General features: G+C 69.0%; 3 protein-coding genes and 1 pseudogene. 2 read left to right on the top strand and 2 right to left on the bottom strand.

Annotation, left to right across the window (positions count from 1 at the left end; translation table 11 throughout):
• Positions 1 to 91: 91 nt before the first annotated feature.
• Complete coding sequence (locus AC07BF_RS37705) at positions 92 to 577, bottom strand: hypothetical protein (protein WP_400812590.1); 486 nt, start codon at positions 575 to 577, stop codon at positions 92 to 94.
• A gap of 924 nt (positions 578 to 1,501) precedes the next feature.
• Between AC07BF_RS37705 and AC07BF_RS37700 the strand changes: the two genes are divergently transcribed.
• Both AC07BF_RS37700 and AC07BF_RS37695 read left to right on the top strand, forming a co-directional pair.
• A complete protein-coding gene (locus tag AC07BF_RS37700) occupies positions 1,502 to 2,140 on the top strand; it encodes an RICIN domain-containing protein (protein ID WP_400812588.1) in 639 nt (212 codons plus the stop codon).
• A 442-nt stretch (positions 2,141 to 2,582) separates the two neighbouring features.
• On the top strand, positions 2,583 to 2,846 hold the full coding sequence (locus AC07BF_RS37695) for a hypothetical protein (protein ID WP_363589626.1): 264 nt from the start codon (positions 2,583 to 2,585) through the stop codon (positions 2,844 to 2,846).
• 197 nt (positions 2,847 to 3,043) lie between these two features.
• On the opposite strand, the pseudogene AC07BF_RS37690 reads toward AC07BF_RS37695, so the two are convergent.
• Positions 3,044 to 3,153, bottom strand: a pseudogene (locus tag AC07BF_RS37690) (MerR family transcriptional regulator); the annotation flags it as partial.

Here is a 3,153-nt window from a genome sequence, read left to right as displayed (position 1 = left end):
GCCACCAGGTTCGACAAGACCGCCGTGTCCTACCAAGCCGCCGCCACCCTCGCCTCACTCCTCATGTGGGCCTGACCTTTGACGACACTGCCTAGTACAGGTCCGAGCTGCGGATCGTCGCCCAGCTGATGCTCCGCCCGCCGCTGGGGTTGACGAAGACGACCTTGAGGCCGCCGAGGGCGGAGACCTGAAGGCTGGCCTTCTGCAAGGAGCTGGACTTGAAGGTGTTGGCGGACCAGCAGAGGCGGCTGTTGGCGTCGTAGACGACGAAGTTCCCGTCGCCTTGCATGATCGCCTTGTAGCCGCAGCCCCAGGTGTTGGCCTGCCACACGGGGTGGACGAGACTTGCCTCCTGGTAGGCCCGGTAGAGGACGAGGTTGCCGTCGTTCTGCAGGATCAGCTGGGTGTCTCCCGCTTCGATGTGGCCGCCGCGGTAGAGGATGCCGGGCTCGTCCATGTCCGCGGTCGGCAGGTCGTAGGCTTGCGCGGTCCCTGCCGACGCCACCGTCCCGACCAGTGCCAGCATGCCGGCCGCCATCCCGAGGGCCATGTGCCGCAGCGTCTTCGTTGTCTTCATTTCCCCGTGTGCCTCTCTCGTCTGTTCGCGCCCGTGAACGCGTGGGGCGCCCTGTGCAGGAAGGATCATGCGCGAAGGCGGTAAACAAACGATCAACGCCCACGTGGACCGGCGTCAGCCGAGGCCGGCCACCGAGCGCGTCGAGCCGGCGTCAGGCGGGGTGTGCGACGGCCGGTAGGGAGTCCGAGCGGCTCGCCGACCTGGGGTGCGAACGCGGCACAACTGTCCGACCGCCGCGTACGACCGGGTGCCGACCAGGGCTTCCGGCGCAGCGATCCGCACCACGTGAAGCACGGCTGGCACCTTCCACGACGGTGCCGCATCAGCCAGGCCCGCAGGCTCCGTCCGTTCGATCGCCGTACCAGGCTGATGAACGGGTGACTTGACGACAGACAGCGACGGGACGGCCCGCTGTTCGTGCTCCCGCACCGGATGGTGGGGTCCGCCCCGTCGGCGCCACGTGGACGACCAGCGTACGGCTACCAACGGGAGGGCGTTCACAGCGCGCCACTGCTTCCCCGATGAGAACAGGAAAGACGTATACGACGGTCGGGGCGGGTGGTTCGCGAACCTGGACTCGGCTGAGGTCAGCCACCGGAACACCACGGTGGACGTGGCGCTCGTGAAGGCCGGCAACACCGACTTCTTCAAGCCGACTGTGTGGCGGGGCGCCAGTACAAACAGTAGCGGCTCCCAAGGACAGACGAAGTCCGCGGTGGTTGGCGCCGACAGTCCGGTGGTGGGCAACATCGTGATCACCTCCGGGGCCAGTTCCGGCGAGCTGGGGGGATCCAGGTCAAGCGCAAGGTTCTCCAGTACGAGGCCCAGGACGGCAATGGCAACAGCAAGCTGTTCGGGCCTGCGTGGAGCGCCAAGCAGCAGTCGAACGGCCCGGCGGCCGGAAGGGGAGACAGCGGCGGGCCGGTGTTCGTCCCCGCGCCTGAGGGCGTCACGGCGGTCGGGATCATTTCGGCAGGTGACCAGCCGGTCTCCTGCCCCGAAGGGGGCGGCCGGTTCTGCGGGAGCGTCCTGAAGTTCGTCGACATCGCGGACGCGTCGGGCCTGCTCGAGGCACCCATTGAGTACCAGACGTCCGGCGGGGAGGCCGCAGTCCAATTCTCGCCCTCGGTCCGGGATTCCGGCAGCGAGTTGCCGTCCAGCGGCGTCCATGAGGAACTCATGTCGGCGAACAACGGATTCGAAGCCGATCTCGAAGGCGGCAGCACCGCCCCGGGTCCCGAGGTCCAGGCCGCCCGGGGCGAAGCGGAGAATCCCAACAACGAATGGGTCTTCTGGGACAAGGGCAACGGGATGTGGCAGATCGAGACGGCCTACGGTGGCGGCATGGTCATCGACCACAACCCGGATACGCACCGGACCCATCTCGCCCACGCCCAGGACGGCAACAACAACCAGCTCTGGTCGTTCCAGGGTGTGGGCGACGGCTGGAACCAGCTCGTGAACGCGGCAGGTGGCTGCCTCACCGCTGACCGGGAGGGCGACGGGCTGGGCGTGTGGGCCTGCAACTCCAACAACGCCGGCCAGAAATGGCGAGTCGGCTGACAGCGTTCGTAGCAGTACGGCTTCAGGGGTGGCGGGCCCGAGATGCCTGCCACCCCAGTGGTGCCTCTCGCGGCCTCGGGTAGGCCCCGGGGCGCCGATCGAGCGGATCTCGGCCCGGCGTACGAGGCAGCGGTCCGCCGCGCCGGGCGCAAGGCTGGTGAGCCTGTGGGCAGGATGCGGTCCCGCGCGGCTGAGGCTGAGGCCGCGAGGCTGAAGTACGAGCGGAAGCGCATGGAACCGCCCGTCCTCGCCTGGCTACAATCCCAACTCGGCACCACTCGGCACCGCCACCCCCGCCGACGACCTCACCAACCGGTACAACCGTCTCGGCGCTGCCCGCGCCGTCGCGACCGAAGTCCTGGCCGAACGCCGCGCTGGGCTGCTCGCCGACCCGCTGCGCCGCGTCGTGGACGGCGTCGTCACCGTGGATCGCGCGGCCAGCTTGACCGGCGTCGAACGTCAACTCGCCCAGCTCCAGACCACCCTGGGACCGGACGAGGCCGCGCCCAGCGACGACACCACCCCCCCACCTGGACACCGGCACCCTCGTACCTGCGCGCCGCAGCCGATGAAGCGCCCCACCGACACCACCACGGACGAGCCGGACGATGCGGACGTTACTGGCGAACTCGACACCGCGTGGCAGCAGTTGGCCGCCGCCCAGGCCGCCGTCCTCGCCGCGCTCACCTCAAAGGGCTGGCGTTAACGCACCACGCGTCGGTGCGGGCCCTGGATGAAGGCCGGCGCGGTCTCGTTCGCCGCTCTCGCGTGAGGCGCGCCGTAGTGGTGTCGCCCATCTCCGGGGCGACCAGAGCGTGCAGGGTGAGGTCGTCCGCCCCCGTACGGCCCTGTGCGTGGGCCGTACGGTTGGGCGGAGCTGTGGGCCGGGTTGCCGGAGGCCGGTCAGGTGTCGGTTGCGGGCTCCTGGCGGTGTTGGGTGCGGCGGAGTTGTTCGTTGAGGCGCAGGGCTTCTTCGAGTTGGTCTTCGAGGATGATGATGCGGCAGGCGGCTT

Source organism: Kitasatospora sp. NPDC043950 (genome assembly GCF_056435345.1).
Note: the sequence above shows the minus strand (reverse complement) of the source record. Positions and strands in the feature narration are given on the sequence as shown.